The organism is Staphylococcus sp. HMSC36A10 (assembly GCF_001838845.1).
Taxonomy (GTDB): Bacteria; Bacillota; Bacilli; order Staphylococcales; family Staphylococcaceae; genus Staphylococcus; species Staphylococcus aureus.
In genome coordinates, this window is the sequence record NZ_KV839130.1 from 19,209 (window position 1) to 34,517 (window position 15,309).

Sequence of the window (15,309 nt, forward strand, 5' to 3'; positions counted from 1 at the left end):
ATGAAATTTGATAGACATAGAAGATTGAGATCATCAGCGACAATGAGAGATATGGTTAGAGAGAATCATGTAAGAAAAGAAGATTTAATATATCCAATTTTTGTAGTTGAAAAAGACGATGTGAAAAAAGAAATTAAGTCATTGCCAGGTGTATACCAAATCAGTTTGAATTTACTTGAAAGTGAATTAAAAGAAGCTTATGACTTAGGCATACGTGCCATTATGTTTTTCGGTGTTCCAAACTCAAAAGATGATATAGGTACTGGTGCATACATTCACGATGGTGTTATTCAACAGGCAACACGTATTGCTAAAAAAATGTATGATGACTTATTAATTGTTGCAGACACTTGTTTATGTGAATATACTGATCATGGTCATTGTGGCGTGATTGATGACCATACACATGACGTTGACAATGATAAATCATTGCCACTACTTGTTAAAACAGCAATTTCTCAAGTGGAAGCTGGTGCTGATATTATTGCGCCAAGTAATATGATGGATGGTTTTGTTGCTGAAATTCGTCGTGGATTAGATGAAGCCGGCTATTACAATATGCCTATAATGAGTTATGGTGTCAAGTATGCATCAAGTTTCTTTGGACCTTTTAGAGATGCAGCAGATTCAGCGCCATCATTTGGGGATAGAAAAACGTATCAGATGGACCCTGCTAACCGTTTGGAAGCACTTCGTGAATTAGAAAGTGATCTTAAAGAAGGGTGCGACATGATGATTGTTAAACCTGCTCTAAGTTATTTAGATATAGTTCGAGATGTTAAAAATCATACGAATGTTCCAGTTGTTGCATATAATGTGAGTGGAGAATATAGTATGACTAAAGCAGCGGCACAAAATGGTTGGATAGATGAAGAACGTGTCGTTATGGAACAAATGGTTTCAATGAAACGTGCAGGTGCTGATATGATTATTACGTATTTTGCAAAGGACATTTGTCGCTATTTAGATAAATAAGGTTTTATATTTATGATTTTCCATAAACTGTAGGAGGAATTTACTTTATGAGATATACGAAATCAGAAGAAGCAATGAAGGTTGCTGAAACTTTAATGCCTGGTGGTGTAAATAGTCCAGTACGCGCATTTAAATCAGTAGCTACACCAGCAATTTTTATGGATCACGGTAAAGGTTCAAAAATTTATGATATCGATGGTAACGAGTATATCGACTATGTACTAAGTTGGGGGCCACTTATTTTAGGACATAGAGACCCTCAAGTTATTAGTCATTTACATGAAGCAATTGATAAAGGTACAAGTTTTGGTGCATCAACATTACTTGAAAATAAATTGGCGCAGCTCGTTATTGACCGAGTACCTTCAATAGAAAAAGTGCGTATGGTGTCATCTGGTACAGAAGCTACATTGGATACTTTAAGATTAGCACGTGGTTATACTGGCAGAAATAAAATTGTGAAATTTGAAGGTTGCTATCATGGTCATAGTGATTCGTTATTAATCAAAGCTGGTTCTGGGGTGGCAACATTAGGATTGCCGGATTCTCCTGGTGTGCCTGAAGGTATTGCTAAAAATACAATTACAGTTCCATACAATGATTTAGATGCACTTAAAATCGCTTTCGAAAAATTTGGAGACGATATTGCTGGTGTAATCGTAGAACCTGTTGCTGGTAATATGGGTGTCGTACCACCGATTGAAGGTTTTTTACAGGGATTAAGAGATATTACGACTGAATACGGCGCATTGCTAATTTTCGATGAAGTAATGACTGGTTTCAGAGTCGGTTATCATTGTGCACAAGGTTACTTTGGTGTGACACCAGATTTAACTTGCTTAGGAAAAGTTATCGGTGGAGGACTACCTGTAGGTGCTTTTGGTGGTAAAAAAGAAATCATGGATCATATAGCACCATTAGGAAATATTTATCAAGCGGGTACGTTATCAGGAAATCCTCTTGCAATGACAAGTGGTTATGAAACGTTAAGCCAATTAACGCCAGAGACATATGAGTATTTTAATATGTTAGGCGATATACTTGAAGACGGTTTAAAGCGTGTATTTGCTAAACACAATGTACCAATAACTGTAAATAGAGCAGGTTCAATGATTGGTTATTTCTTAAATGAAGGACCTGTAACTAATTTTGAACAAGCGAATAAAAGTGATTTGAAATTATTTGCAGAAATGTATCGAGAAATGGCAAAAGAAGGTGTGTTTTTACCACCATCTCAATTTGAAGGTACATTCTTATCTACGGCACACACGAAAGAAGATATTGAAAAAACGATTCAAGCATTTGATACGGCTTTAAGTCGTATTGTAAAATAAATATACGGACAAATTGAGAGCCTGAACTTTGTTCAGGCTCTTTTTAAATGTATATCAGGCATGGGCGGCGACTTGATAGTGAAAGTCCATATATGCTTTGTAGTCAAAACTGCTAGCGGATATTGTTATCTTAACAAACGTGAAGCTCAAGCAGCAATTTAGTCATTTTATTTTTTATTGAAAGAAGTGGAAAACATGACAATGATATATAGAAATAATTTCATTGTGTTCGTTTTATCATTTTTTATTAGTATTATATTGTATTCATCGCACGTATTACTCCCATTTATGTTTGGTCCTATTATCGCATCAATCATTTGTGTGAAAGTTTTCAAACTTGATATTAAATGGCCATTCTTACTTAGTGAATTAGGGATTGTACTATTAGGGGTGCAAATCGGATCAACGTTTACGAAAAATGTCGTTATGGATATTAAAGACAATTGGCTTTCGATTATTGTTGTATCTATTTCGATATTATTAATTGCAATAGTAATGGCATTTATTTTTAAAAAAATTGCACGTATTAATACGGAAACAGCTATTTTAAGTGTTATACCAGGAGCACTAACACAAATGCTGGTCATGGCTGAACAAGACAAACGTGCTAATTTGTTAGTTGTTAGCTTAACGCAAACATCACGAATTATATTTGTTGTTGTTTTAGTACCGTTCATTTCATATTTTTTTCATGATGGTAACATGCATGCGAATGGAAAGTTAACAAAAGTCTTGCCTTTATCACAAGTATTAAACATAGGGCAAATAGTTATTTTAGCGATAGCTATCTTTATAGTTTATCTAATTATGTCTAAAATAAAGTTTCCAACATTTCAATTATTAGCACCACTCATTGTATTAATTGTTTGGAATTTTTCTACAGGTTTAACATTTACACTAGATCATTGGTTGTTGAACATGGCACAACTAATATATATGATTAGAATTGGAGTTCAAATTGCGCATTTATTGTCAGATTTAAAAGGTAGACTAGCAATCGCAATTACAATTCAAAATATTATGTTGATAATTGGTGCGCTAATCATGGTTTATGTCATACATTTCTTTGATAATAATCCTATTAATGAATTGTTTCTTGGTGCAGCACCAGGAGGGGTTAATCAGATAGTTTTAGTTGCATTAGCTACTGGTGCCGATGTTGCTATGATTACGAGTTATCATATTTTCCGAATCTTTTTCATCCTATTTATTATTGCACCAGGAATTAATTACTTTTTAAAATATCGTTCGAATAAGCGTGAAGATTAGAAACTATCATCCAATTAAGTTGATTTATGCTTAGGATAGAATTCATTATTAAGGTTTAAGCAAAGGTTGTACATCTATTTTTAGATTAAGATATCTAATATTAGCAGTGCATTAACTTGGAACTTTAACTTATGATTTGAATAAATTTTCACATCAAAAAACGAGACAGTCTATTAGTTAAAAATAGATGATGTCTCGTTTACTTTATGATGCTATAGCAAATTAATTGTGTTTAGGCTTTGATGGACAATCTTTTAAATGTGCATCATATAAACCGGCTGCTTCTAAAAACGAAAATACTGTTACTGGACCTAAAAATTTAAACCCGTATTGTTTTAAATCTTTAGATAGTTGTGTTGCAGTATCATCAACTGTGATACGATCAGAAGCATGTTCATACTGCAAATCTTTAGGCTTACCATTTACATATGACCATAAAAATTTACTAAAACTACCATATGCTTGTTCAATTTTTAAATACCCTTGAGCTTGATTAACAATTGCTTCTAATTTTTTACGATGATGAACGATATTTGGAAAAGTCATTAAGCGGTCGATATCTTGAGCGGTCATTTGTGCTACCTTTTCTGGTTCGAAATCATAAAATGCTTCTTCATAGGCTTCTTTCTTTTTTAAAATAGTTAACCAAGATAGCCCAGCATGTTGTGATTCTAATGCTAAAAGTTTAAACAATGCCTTGCTATCATAGAGCGGTTGTCCCCATACATGATCATGATAGTCTAAGTAGACTGGATCTTTAGTACCAAATGCGCATTCATTCATTTTATTCCCACCTATACATTGACTTATTTTGTCAATCATTATACTATAAGTTAAGAGTTTAATATAGGATTTGGGAAGAGTAAGTTCAAATTATTTTAAAGAGAGCATATGATTTGGTGTGAGTATGTAAATGATTTTTACTGAAGGTAGCCCACAGAGTATCTTAGCTGAACGTGATTAATAGTAGGCTAAGACGTGTTTGAGCGTTAATCATAATCTAGAGTGCTTGAAGAGATGAAGCATTTCAAATTTCACGATGATAGTATTGGTATGATTATTCCAATTATGTTAAAAGAGTGAATTTGATATTAATCATCCTTCTTGAATATAGGTGGTACCACGGAATATCCGTCCTATTTGTATATAGGATGGATATTTTTATTTTTTTAGGAGGTATAGCAAATGGAAATGAAACCAAAATATGATCCTCGTGAAGTTGAAGCGGGACGTTATGAAGAATGGGTAAAGAATGGTTATTTTAAACCGTCAGAAGATAAATCAAAAGAAACATATACAATTGTTATCCCGCCACCAAATGTAACTGGTAAATTACATTTAGGACATGCATGGGATACGACTTTACAAGATATCATTACACGTATGAAACGTATGCAAGGATACGATACGTTATACTTACCAGGTATGGATCATGCTGGTATTGCGACACAGGCAAAGGTAGAAGCTAAATTAAATGAACAAGGAATAACTAGATATGATCTTGGTCGTGAAAAGTTTTTAGAACAGGCATGGGATTGGAAAGAAGAGTATGCGTCATTTATTCGTGCGCAATGGGCTAAATTAGGTCTAGGTTTAGATTATAGTAGAGAACGTTTTACTTTAGATGAAGGTTTAAGTAAAGCAGTTAAAAAAGTTTTTGTTGATTTATACAATAAAGGAATTATTTATCGTGGCGAACGTATTATAAATTGGGATCCTAAAGCACGTACAGCTTTATCTGATATTGAAGTAATACATGAAGATGTTCAAGGTGCGTTTTATCATTTTAAATATCCTTACGCTGATGGTGAAGGTTTTATTGAAATTGCAACAACAAGACCAGAAACGATGTTAGGTGATACAGCGATTGTTGTTAACCCTAATGACGAACGATACAAAGATGTAATCGGTAAAACTGTTATATTACCAATCGTAGGACGCGAACTGCCTATTTTAGCAGATGAGTATGTTGATATAGACTTCGGTTCTGGTGCTATGAAAGTGACACCAGCACATGACCCTAATGATTTTGAAATTGGTCAAAGACATCAATTAGAAAATATTATCGTTATGGATGAAAATGGTAAAATGAACGACAAAGCGGGTAAATATGAAGGTATGGACCGTTTTGATTGTCGTAAACAGCTAGTTAAAGATTTAAAAGAACAAGATTTAGTTATCAAGATTGAAGATCATGTTCATTCTGTAGGTCATTCAGAACGATCTGGCGCTGTTGTTGAACCATATTTATCAACACAATGGTTTGTGCGCATGGAAGACTTAGCGAAACGTTCATTAGATAACCAAAAAACAGATGATCGTATTGATTTTTATCCGCAACGTTTCGAACATACATTTAACCAATGGATGGAAAATATTAGAGATTGGACGATTTCAAGACAATTATGGTGGGGTCATCAAATTCCGGCTTGGTATCATAAAGAAACAGGCGAAATATATGTTGGAGAAGAAGCGCCAACTGATATTGAAAATTGGCAACAAGATGAAGATGTATTAGATACGTGGTTCTCAAGTGCTTTATGGCCTTTCTCTACGTTAGGTTGGCCTGATTTAGAAAGTGAAGACTTTAAACGATACTACCCAACAAATGCCTTAGTTACAGGTTACGATATTATCTTTTTCTGGGTAGCACGCATGATATTCCAAGGCTTAGAATTTACAGATCGTCGTCCATTTAATGATGTATTATTACACGGTTTAGTTCGTGCTGAAGACGGGCGTAAGATGAGTAAATCATTAGGTAATGGTGTGGATCCAATGGATGTTATTGACGAATACGGTGCTGATAGCTTGCGTTACTTCTTAGCAACAGGTTCATCTCCAGGACATGATTTAAGATACTCAACTGAAAAAGTTGAGTCAGTGTGGAACTTTATCAATAAAATCTGGAATGGGGCACGTTTCAGTTTAATGAATATCGGTGAAGACTTTAAAGTTGAAGATATCGATTTAAGTGGTAACTTATCATTAGCAGATAAATGGATTCTAACACGTTTAAATGAAACGATTGCAACAGTTACTGATTTAAGTGACAAATATGAATTCGGCGAAGTTGGACGTGCATTATATAATTTCATTTGGGATGATTTCTGTGATTGGTACATTGAAATGAGTAAAATTCCAATGAATAGTAATGATGAAGAACAAAAACAAGTTACACGTTCAGTATTGAGTTATACTTTAGACAATATTATGAGAATGCTACATCCATTCATGCCATTTGTAACAGAGAAAATATGGCAAAGTTTACCACATGAAGGTGACACAATTGTTAAAGCTTCATGGCCAGAAGTGCGTGAATCATTGATTTTTGAAGAAAGTAAACAAACAATGCAACAACTTGTTGAAATCATTAAATCTGTAAGACAATCACGTGTAGAAGTAAATACGCCATTGTCTAAAGAAATACCTATTTTAATTCAAGCTAAAGATAAAGAAATTGAAACAACTTTATCACAAAACAAAGATTATTTAATCAAATTCTGTAATCCTAGTACCTTAAATATTAGCACTGACGTGGAAATTCCTGAGAAAGCAATGACATCAGTTGTAATTGCAGGTAAAGTGGTATTACCATTAGAAGGGCTAATTGATATGGATAAGGAAATCAGCCGTTTGGAAAAAGAATTAGCTAAACTTCAAAGCGAATTAGATAGAGTAGATAAAAAGCTCTCTAATGAAAACTTTGTAAGTAAAGCACCTGAAAAGGTTATAAATGAAGAAAAACGTAAAAAACAAGATTATCAAGAAAAATATGATGGTGTGAAGGCAAGAATTGAACAATTAAAAGCATAGGAGTTAGTAACAATGAATTACCTAGAGAGCTTGTATTGGATACACGAAAGAACTAAATTTGGCATCAAACCAGGTGTTAAACGTATGGAATGGATGCTAGCACAATTTAATAATCCTCAAAATAACATTAAGGGTATTCATGTAGGTGGCACAAATGGTAAAGGCTCTACAGTTGCTTACCTTAGAACAGCTTTAGTTGAAAATGGTTATGAAGTAGGTACATTTACGTCGCCGTTTATTGAAACATTTAATGAACGAATTAGTCTAAATGGTGTGCCAATATCAAATGACGCTATTGTAGAATTAGTATCACGTATTAAACCAGTAAGTGAAATGATGGAACGTGAAACAGATTTAGGTGTTGCAACTGAATTCGAAATAATCACAGCGATGATGTTTTTATATTTTGGTGAAATACATCCTGTTGATTTTGTCATTGTTGAGGCTGGATTGGGTATAAAGAACGATTCGACAAATGTCTTTACACCGGTTTTATCAATCTTAACTAGTATCGGTCTAGACCATACAGATATTTTAGGTGGCACTTATCTAGATATTGCTAGGGATAAAGGCGCGATTATAAAGCCTAACGTTCCAGTGATATATGCTGTTAAAAATGAAGATGCATTAAAATATGTTCGTGAACGCGCAATTGAACAACATGCAAAGCCAATTGAATTAGATAGAGAAATTGTTGTTGTATCGCAAAATGATGAATTTACTTACCGTTATAAAGATTATGAATTAGAAACAATCATTTTAAGTATGTTAGGTGAACATCAGAAACAAAATGCTGCATTAGCCATAACAGCTCTTATTGAATTAAATGAACAAGGATTAATTGAATTAGATTTCAATAAGATGATAGACGGTATTGAATCAGTTCGTTGGACTGGACGTATTGAGCAGGTGCATGACAAACCTTTAATCATTTTGGATGGCGCACATAATTCAGAGAGTATAGATGCTCTAATTGATACAATTAAACAGTACCATGATAAAGAAAAAGTAGATATTTTGTTCTCAGCAATAAACGGAAAACCGATTAACGAGATGGTCAAACATTTAAGTTTAATTGCGCATACGTTTTATGCAACTGAATTTGATTTTCCGAAAGCGTTACGCAAAGAAGAAATTGTAGGTAGTATTGAAAATGATGAAATACAATTAGTAGATGACTACGTTGAATTTATAAAAAATTATCAAGGTGATACATTAGTAATTACCGGTAGTCTGTATTTCATAAGTGAAGTTAAATCAAAATTAGACTTTGAAGCATTATAAAACTAAAACTAAAACTAAAATAGCCATGAAGAATCTATTTAATCAATAGGTAGAGCTTCATGGTTATTTTTTATGCTCTAAATCGTATGTGTTTATAAGGTTCAATTTCTTGCCATTATTAATTTTGCCGAGCAGTAATGGGTTGTTAAAGTATCCATCAATTATGCTTAGCAGTATTGAAAAATTTAAATGAAAAAGCGGTTCAATTCTTGAAAAATAGTGTATATTTACATTTTGGTAATAACTAACTATAATTTACATAAGGAGGTTGTCATTTGGTAGTATTGTTATCTTATAGTTGCAGTTGTATCTTTAGTTTTCTATATCAATTTATATCTATAGAAGAAACGTCATTTGATTATTTACATAGAAGATCGAAATGTGATTATTGTAATTCGTCACTCAAATGGTATGAATTAATGCCGATTATTAGTTTTTTATTATTAAAAGGGCGATGTCGAAACTGTCGAAAGCGTATTTCCCTAACACATTTCTTAGGGGAAACCTTTGCTTTAATACCTATCGTCTTTATTAAGTATGATTTCACAAACGTAAATGCTACGCTATTTATAACTACATATGTTTTTCTGCTTATTTTTACTATGACCGATATCACTTCTTTAATGTTAGATTGTCGCTTAATTATAATTTATTGTATCGTTTCTCTCTCGTTAAGTATGATTTATCCAGTAGCTTTTATCATTATTAGTATGACCACGCATATATTCTACTTTTTATTTCGGGCATATATTGGTTATGGTGACGTTTTACTAATATCTGCACTTTCATTGTTTTTCCCTCTCCAATTCACTATTTATGTCATTTTATTTACATTTGTCATTGCTGGTTTAGTTGCTTTAATTACCATGATATTTAAGCCGATTAAACTATTACCCCTTGTTCCATTTATATTTATTTCCTTTTTTATCAATTCACTTTTTTATAATGATATCTATCAATTCTTAGGAGGCGTATATTTTTGAAAATTAAAGAAATGGTAACTTCGGAAATGCCAAGAGAACGTTTGTTAAGCCATGGTGCAAAAAGTCTTTCGAATACAGAATTATTAGCTATATTAATTAACACCGGAAGAAAAGGATTCTCGAGCATAGACATTAGTAATGAACTGCTTAAATCTGCTTCGAATCTGAATGAATTGAAAAAATCTTCAATTAACGATTTGATACAAGTTAAAGGGATTGGATTACAAAAAGCAATTACTTTAAAAGCAGCATTTGAGTTAGGGGAAAGGATGGGGAGAAGAGCTGAAAATAATCGTATAAAAATAACGCAACCAAGTGATGTTGCTGATTATATGATTCCAACAATGAAAGATTTAACACAAGAACATTTTGTCATTTTATTGTTAAATTCAAAAAATGTAGTGATTAAAGAAACCTGTGTTTTTAAAGGTACATTAAATAGTTCGATTGTACATCCACGTGAAATTTTTAGTATTGCGGTGAGAGAAAATGCCAATGCAATCATCGCAGTTCATAATCATCCATCCGGTGATGTAACGCCCTCACAAGAAGATATCATAACAACAATGAGGTTGAAGGAGTGTGGTTTGATTTTAGGGATAGATTTATTGGATCATATTATAATCGGTGATAATAGATTTACCAGTCTTGTTGAAGCGGGTTACTTTGATGAAAATGATTGAAGTTGATAGAATTAATGACGTATCTTGTGTATAATACCTACGAAGTACTTTCATTGGAGGAAAAATAGTGACTCTATTTATTATTATCGGGGTTCTCGTGCCAATGGTTTATACCATGCAGTTAAATATTAAAAATGAACCTGTAACAAAGCGCAATCTATTAATAACATTAGCTTTATCTACGTTAGGTATTTTAGTAACGGCGTTAGCAGGTGTGATCGTTACGAAACAAGCTTTTCCTTTATTAAGTGTAGCAATTGGCTCAATTTTTACTGGAATCGTTTGGGGCCTTTTACTAAGTGGTAGCTACGCGCTGATACGATTTTTATCTAACGCATTTGGGCGTAAGTAATAGTAATCTGTTCATCAAGTAGTATCCGTGCTTGAAAACAAATTAAAACTCCTAATGTGGAACTAGTTAAAAAATTCTAAACTAGTACATTAGGAGTTTTGTTATGCAGAATAAATTTAATTGTTAAATTGAAAGTGCGGTAAAAACCCACTATTTATTTGAAAAAAATCGAGCAACCAAATTAAACCTTGATATCCTAAGTAAATACATATTAAAACAAGTCCGACATAAATTAAAAATCGCAAAATAGAAAGTCCAACTCTAAAAAGGAGGATGACTAATAGTGCTATTAAAATAATTGTTAGTATACTCAATGCTACAAACCTCCCCATACGCTTTTAAATCATAACAAAATTATAAGCTATTTTAAATGAACGTGCATCAGTCCTAAGATATATCATGATTAAGGCTGAAGACTGAGGAAAATATACATAATAAAATATATAATTAGATGAAGACATTGGAGGCGAACTATGAGATTGATATTTAGTATGATAAAAAACATTATAGCAGTAATAGCAATTGTGATAATTGTTTATATCGCCTTGAAATACGCACCTTTTTTAAAAGAACAAGATTGGAATCCTGTAAATCACGATAATGATCAAATGAATCAAGTTACGCAACCCACTAATGATGCCCAACATGTTTATGTAAGTGGTGAGAAATATTCATTAAAAGAAAATGATTTAATAAAGAATGTACCATTAAGCCAAATTAAAAATGTATTTAAAATGATAGATAAACAAGAGTTTATGGCTGTGTCTGGAATGAATCGCATGGCTTATAATGATCAATATATTATAGGTCAAAGAGGAGACGAATTTATTCTTTATAAATTTGGAGATGAGTCAATGCGTGTTTACAATACTGAATTTGAAATGCAACAAGACTTAAATGAATTAGGGCAAAATTTACAACTAAAACCCGAAAATGCTTATCAATAGGAAATTATTGCATAAGAAATATATTTTAGTTATCCTGTCACTAGAATAAATTTAAAAGGTTGGTGTAGTTCAAATGGCAGAACAATCAAAACAGAAACAAGCTAATGAACAACAAAAGGCCCAGAACTTATTCGCACGTTGGAGACAACTTCAGAATTCGAACAGTGAATCCTCGAACGATACAAACAAATAATTTTAAAATTTAAATCGATTATTTAAACTACTAGTGACTGGAATGTTTGCTAGTAGTTTTTTGTTTTTAAAATGCCACAAATTTTTTACGGAGTTGTTCATTTTCAAAGTAATTCGTAGTTAGTGCTTTATTTCATAATGGGAGTAATATAAAATAGAAAAGGATATACAATATTTTGACATAATAGAGGTGTTCTGGGTGCTTAAGTTTTTTAAAAATAACAAATTAATTGTTGTTTTATGTGCAATTATCGTTTTTATTGCATTAATTGGGCTGTCCATACGTTCACAATCTCAATCACCTCCTGAACAATATATAGGTGATTCTGTGTCTTTTGGACAACGAGTTGTGAGTTATCCAGTTAATTTTGTTGCTGGTACGATTGGGGACTTTTTTAAAAAAGGAGATTCTAAAGAATCTAAAAATAAGATTAGCCAGTTAGAATCTAAGAACCAACAATTAGAAGCGGAAAATGAAAAATTAAAAAAAGAGCTTGATTTAAAAGATATTTCAAAATTTGATCCTATTTCTACTACGGTTTTGGCAAGAAATCCGGATCAGTGGATGAATACAATTGTAATTGATAAGGGATCTAAATCAGGTATAACTTCAAATATGGCTGTGATGACATCACAAGGTTTTGTTGGAAGAGTTACTAAAGTTAATAAATTTTCTTCACAAGTTGATTTAATCTCAACTAATACACGTGCGGGTAAATTATCTGTAAATATACAACACGGTTCTAAAAATATATTTGGTTTAATTGATCGTTATGATGAAAAGAACTCAGAACTTGTAATTAGTGACATTAATAATAGAGATAATATCTCAAAAGGTGATAAAGTCGTTACAAGTGGATTAGCTGATCAACTACCAAGTAATTTATATATAGGAGAAGTGACTAAGGTTCAAAATGATCAATACGGCTTAGCTAAAGAAGTTAGGGTTAAGACTGGTGCAGACTTAACAGATTTGAGTCATGTTTATGTTGCAAAAAGAGATCCTAAAACAATTCCTGATGATGAAAGCAGGGATAAATAATGCGTACACTGTATTATTTTTTGATAGGTATTTTACTATTTTATATAGATACTGCAATTGGGCTTCTTATTCCAATGCACATAGGTAAGTTTGAACTTGTATTTGTACCACACCTTACATTTATGTATATTTTAATGATGGTAGTGTATCGTGGCTTTGGCGTATCATTATTGCTCAGCATATTTTTAGGCGTAATGACTGATGTATACTTTGGTAGTATTTATGGAGTGTACTTATTTGGCTATATATTATTTTTAGCACTTATAGATCGATTCTTTAAAATTTTTTACAAAGATCATTCGATGTTATTCATTATTATATTAGCCAGCACCTTATTATTAGAAGTCTATGTGGCATTAATATACGGTATGTTAGGATTCATTCAATTTGATATTATTCATTTTGTAGTCTTTAGATTATTGCCAACATTAATTATGAATTTTGTACTGTTGATTATGCTTTATCCGTTGATTATAAAGTTCCTTAAAAAAACAAACAATGACATTGACATGAAACGTCGTCAATGGTAAGATGCAATAGTTGAGTAGTTATAAGTAGCTACATACAACCGCTCAAATATAGGTTCAAGAACATTTTTAATGAAGAAAGCGATTTTCCCACAGAGTGCAAACGCTTGACTCATTTGCAGAAGTTATTGAAAGAAAGCGATTGTCAATCAAGGCGTTGAAGGAAGAAACGAGAAGAGTTTATGTTTATAAATGACTCGAGTTGCGACCGAAACAACATAGAGTGCAAACGCTTGACTCAATAACGAAATGTCACCTATGTATGGCGTGACTTATTATACAGGAGGTGCAAAGTATGTTTGCTATTATTGAAACAGGTGGAAAACAAATCAAAGTAGAAGAAGGTCAAGAAATCTTCGTTGAAAAATTAGACGTAAACGAAGGAGATACTTTTACATTTGATAAAGTATTATTTGTAGGTGGAGATTCAGTTAAAGTTGGAGCGCCAACAGTTGAAGGTGCAACAGTTACTGCTACTGTTAATAAACAAGGTCGCGGTAAAAAAATCACTGTATTCACATACAAACGTCGTAAAAATTCAAAACGTAAAAAAGGCCATCGTCAACCATACACTAAATTAACAATCGATAAAATCAACGCGTAATTATTATGATTACTGTTGATATTACAGTTAATGATGAAGGCAAAGTAACAGACGTTATTATGGATGGCCATGCTGACCATGGTGAATATGGTCATGATATCGTTTGTGCTGGAGCTTCAGCTGTATTGTTTGGTAGTGTTAATGCGATTATAGGATTGACATCTGAGAGACCAGATATCAATTATGACGACAATGGTGGTCATTTTCATATAAGAAGCGTTGATACAAATAACGATGAAGCGCAACTAATTCTTCAAACAATGCTTGTGTCTTTACAAACTATTGAAGAAGAATATAATGAGAATATTAGATTAAATTATAAGTGAGGTGCATTCCGATGTTAAAATTAAACTTACAATTCTTCGCATCTAAAAAAGGGGTAAGTTCTACAAAAAACGGACGTGACTCTGAATCAAAACGCTTAGGTGCTAAACGTGCTGACGGTCAATTCGTAACAGGTGGTTCAATTTTATATCGCCAACGTGGTACTAAAATTTACCCTGGTGAAAATGTAGGTCGTGGTGGCGATGATACATTATTCGCTAAAATCGACGGCGTTGTTAAATTCGAACGTAAAGGTCGCGACAAAAAACAAGTTTCTGTATATGCAGTAGCTGAATAATTTTGTCTAGTTAACACCAGAAGTGAATCTTCTGGTGTTTTTTACTTTTTATAAAAGGTTTTTCATTATTATTTTAATTATGTTATTAAAAAATGGGAATTTTAGACGTTATACTAAATGTACAACTGCATAAGAGCCCCTAATTATTTACAATATATAAGGGGCTAAAAGGATTACAGTTGCAGTATAAAAAGCAAAAAAGTATCATGTTTGGTACTTGGAAATATCAGCAATTTGAGTAAAGTAAACTTAAAAGCAACTGCATAAGAGCCCCTAATCGCTAAACTATAAGGGGACAAAAGAATACAGTTGCAGTATAAAAAGCAAAAAAAGTATCATATTTGGTACTCGGAAATATCAGCAATTTGAGTAAAGTAAATTTAAAAGCAACTGCATAAGAGCCCCTAATTATTTACAATATATAAGGGGCTAAAAGGATTACAGTTGCAGTATAAAAAGCAAAAAAGTATCATGTTTGGTACTTGGAAATATCAGCAATTTGAGTAAAGTAAACTTAAAAGCAACTGCATAAGAGCCCCTAATCGCTAAACTATAAGGGGACAAAAGAATACAGTTGCAGTATAAAAAGCAAAAAAGTATCATATTTGGTACTCGGAAATATAAGTATTTTAAAGCAAAGATTTATAAAAGCAACTGCATAAGAGCCCCTAATCGCTAA

Annotated in this window: 18 protein-coding genes and 2 other annotated features; of the genes, 16 read left to right on the forward strand and 2 right to left on the reverse strand. The window is 32.6% G+C overall.

All coding sequences use genetic code 11. The annotated features are described in order from the left end of the window. Genes hemB through HMPREF3247_RS12125 form a run of 4 tightly spaced genes read left to right on the forward strand, consistent with a single transcriptional unit; the run spans position 1 to position 3,578 of the window. Positions 1–975, forward strand: coding sequence for a porphobilinogen synthase (gene hemB / locus HMPREF3247_RS12110; RefSeq protein WP_000667129.1), 975 nt, complete (start codon positions 1–3; stop codon positions 973–975). A gap of 47 nt (positions 976–1,022) precedes the next feature. Further along, positions 1,023–2,309 (forward strand): glutamate-1-semialdehyde 2,1-aminomutase, encoded by a 1,287-nt coding sequence (gene hemL, locus HMPREF3247_RS12115; RefSeq protein ID WP_001270856.1) that lies wholly within the window; start codon positions 1,023–1,025, stop codon positions 2,307–2,309. 60 nt (positions 2,310–2,369) lie between these two features. Then, positions 2,370–2,471, forward strand: coding sequence for a hypothetical protein (locus tag HMPREF3247_RS12120; protein WP_001788970.1), 102 nt, complete (start codon positions 2,370–2,372; stop codon positions 2,469–2,471). A 33-nt stretch (positions 2,472–2,504) separates the two neighbouring features. Next, positions 2,505–3,578, forward strand: coding sequence for an AbrB family transcriptional regulator (locus HMPREF3247_RS12125; protein ID WP_000177991.1), 1,074 nt, complete (start codon positions 2,505–2,507; stop codon positions 3,576–3,578). 222 nt (positions 3,579–3,800) lie between these two features. Here HMPREF3247_RS12125 and HMPREF3247_RS12130 read toward each other — a convergent pair whose 3' ends face one another. Further along, positions 3,801–4,361, reverse strand: a complete 561-nt coding sequence (locus HMPREF3247_RS12130) for a DNA-3-methyladenine glycosylase I (RefSeq protein WP_001001227.1) — start codon at positions 4,359–4,361, stop codon at positions 3,801–3,803. A gap of 57 nt (positions 4,362–4,418) precedes the next feature. Further along, positions 4,419–4,720 (forward strand) — a binding site (T-box leader). Between the two features lie 43 nt (positions 4,721–4,763). Here HMPREF3247_RS12130 and HMPREF3247_RS12135 point away from each other — a divergent pair. The 5 genes from HMPREF3247_RS12135 to HMPREF3247_RS12160 all read left to right on the forward strand — a co-directional run bounded on the left by HMPREF3247_RS12135 (position 4,764) and on the right by HMPREF3247_RS12160 (position 10,696). Then, positions 4,764–7,394, forward strand: a complete 2,631-nt coding sequence (locus HMPREF3247_RS12135) for a valine--tRNA ligase (protein WP_000425353.1) — start codon at positions 4,764–4,766, stop codon at positions 7,392–7,394. 12 nt (positions 7,395–7,406) lie between these two features. Then, positions 7,407–8,678 (forward strand): bifunctional folylpolyglutamate synthase/dihydrofolate synthase, encoded by a 1,272-nt coding sequence (locus HMPREF3247_RS12140; protein ID WP_001108346.1) that lies wholly within the window; start codon positions 7,407–7,409, stop codon positions 8,676–8,678. 275 nt (positions 8,679–8,953) lie between these two features. After that, the gene (locus HMPREF3247_RS12150; protein WP_000261108.1) at positions 8,954–9,661 is read left to right on the forward strand and encodes a prepilin peptidase; all 708 of its coding nucleotides are present in this window, start codon (positions 8,954–8,956) and stop codon (positions 9,659–9,661) included. Then, positions 9,658–10,344: a RadC family protein gene (gene radC / locus HMPREF3247_RS12155; RefSeq protein WP_000692886.1), complete on the forward strand. Its 687-nt coding sequence runs from the start codon at positions 9,658–9,660 to the stop codon at positions 10,342–10,344. The genes HMPREF3247_RS12150 and radC overlap by 4 nt, the downstream gene beginning before the upstream one ends. A 67-nt stretch (positions 10,345–10,411) precedes the next feature. Next, positions 10,412–10,696, forward strand: coding sequence for a hypothetical protein (locus tag HMPREF3247_RS12160; protein ID WP_000171859.1), 285 nt, complete (start codon positions 10,412–10,414; stop codon positions 10,694–10,696). Positions 10,697–10,812: 116 nt separating this feature from the next. Here HMPREF3247_RS12160 and HMPREF3247_RS14590 read toward each other — a convergent pair whose 3' ends face one another. Further along, positions 10,813–11,010, reverse strand: a complete 198-nt coding sequence (locus HMPREF3247_RS14590; protein WP_072467374.1) for a hypothetical protein — start codon at positions 11,008–11,010, stop codon at positions 10,813–10,815. A gap of 159 nt (positions 11,011–11,169) precedes the next feature. On the opposite strand from HMPREF3247_RS14590, the gene HMPREF3247_RS12165 reads away from it, so the two are divergent. The 7 genes from HMPREF3247_RS12165 (at position 11,170) to rpmA (ending at position 14,630) form a co-directional block, all read left to right on the forward strand. Beyond that, entirely contained in the window at positions 11,170–11,643 is a 474-nt protein-coding gene (locus HMPREF3247_RS12165; RefSeq protein ID WP_001236734.1) for a DUF4930 family protein, read from the forward strand. Positions 11,644–11,716: 73 nt separating this feature from the next. Continuing rightward, the gene (locus HMPREF3247_RS12170; protein WP_000840602.1) at positions 11,717–11,836 is read left to right on the forward strand and encodes a hypothetical protein; all 120 of its coding nucleotides are present in this window, start codon (positions 11,717–11,719) and stop codon (positions 11,834–11,836) included. 198 nt (positions 11,837–12,034) lie between these two features. Then, positions 12,035–12,877, forward strand: coding sequence for a rod shape-determining protein MreC (gene mreC, locus HMPREF3247_RS12175; protein WP_000911041.1), 843 nt, complete (start codon positions 12,035–12,037; stop codon positions 12,875–12,877). After that, on the forward strand, positions 12,877–13,407 hold the full coding sequence (gene mreD, locus HMPREF3247_RS12180; RefSeq protein WP_001259925.1) for a rod shape-determining protein MreD: 531 nt from the start codon (positions 12,877–12,879) through the stop codon (positions 13,405–13,407). Before mreC ends, mreD begins: the two co-directional genes overlap by 1 nt. Positions 13,408–13,433: 26 nt before the next feature. Continuing rightward, positions 13,434–13,687: a sequence feature (ribosomal protein L21 leader region), on the forward strand. Between the two features lie 12 nt (positions 13,688–13,699). Beyond that, complete coding sequence (rplU, locus tag HMPREF3247_RS12185) at positions 13,700–14,008, forward strand: 50S ribosomal protein L21 (RefSeq protein WP_000457386.1); 309 nt, start codon at positions 13,700–13,702, stop codon at positions 14,006–14,008. A gap of 5 nt (positions 14,009–14,013) precedes the next feature. Beyond that, complete coding sequence (locus tag HMPREF3247_RS12190) at positions 14,014–14,334, forward strand: ribosomal-processing cysteine protease Prp (RefSeq protein WP_000633692.1); 321 nt, start codon at positions 14,014–14,016, stop codon at positions 14,332–14,334. Between the two features lie 11 nt (positions 14,335–14,345). Beyond that, positions 14,346–14,630, forward strand: coding sequence for a 50S ribosomal protein L27 (gene rpmA / locus HMPREF3247_RS12195; protein WP_000916187.1), 285 nt, complete (start codon positions 14,346–14,348; stop codon positions 14,628–14,630). Positions 14,631–15,309 lie beyond the last annotated feature (679 nt).